The 788-nt window shown below is 73.1% G+C and carries 1 protein-coding gene; it reads left to right on the plus strand.

Annotation, left to right across the window (positions count from 1 at the left end; genetic code table 11):
* Nucleotides 1-479, plus strand: a 479-nt coding sequence (locus AC2W7M_RS26590; protein WP_486136193.1) for an invasion associated locus B family protein, incomplete at its 5' end; no start/stop codon positions are given.
* Between the last annotated feature and the right edge of the window lie 309 nt (nt 480-788).

A 788-nucleotide genomic window follows, 5' to 3' on the forward strand; every position in this document is an offset into this window, starting at 1 on the left:
TCGGCCCCGGCCCCGGCCGCAGCGCCCGCCCCCGCGGCTTCCGGCCCGGATTCCACTTCAGAGACCTATGGCGACTGGGTGCTGCGCTGCTGGCCCAATGGCGCGCGCGCCGCTGCGAGCTCACCCAGCGCCTGCTGGTGCAGGGCCAGTCGGCCCCCGTCGCCCTGATCGCCTTCGGCCGTGACGGTAAGGCCGCGCCGCTGCGCATGGTGGTGCAGCTGCCCGTCAACGTGACCATGGAGGGCGGGGTGAAGGCCGCCGCCGCCTCGGGCGACGGGCTCGCCGACCTCGCCTTCCGCCGCTGCGCGCCTGGCGGCTGCTTCGCCGACGTGGTTTTGGCCGATCCGGCGCTCGCCCGGCTCAAGGCCCAGAGCGAGCCGCCGGCCCTGAAATATCGCGATGCCGCCGAGCGGGAAGTGGCGCTGCCCTTCTCCCTGAAAGGCTTTTCGGCGGCGATCGACGCGCTCCTGCGGTCCTAAGCCGGAGCCGCAAGGCGTGCGCCCCGGCTCGGGCCGCCGCGGTCTCCTTGCATTCGCGCAATCGCAATTCGGGTTGGGAGAAGCCATATCTCCGGAAACGCCCGCGTTGGCCGGGCGATCGGAGATGACCATGCCCGACCTTCCCCGCGACGCCCCTCCCGGCGACACGCCTGTCCTCCTGCCCGATGGCTTGGCATTGGGGTCGGTGACGCTGCCGGAGTCGCGATTCCCGAGCCCTCGTCGCCGTTCTACCGCGCGCGGTCGGGCTCCGTACCTCGCTGGCGGCGCGCGGAGGGAGCGCGTGGGTGC

This window comes from Xanthobacter sp. BG11Y11_SDJG, assembly GCF_057364445.1.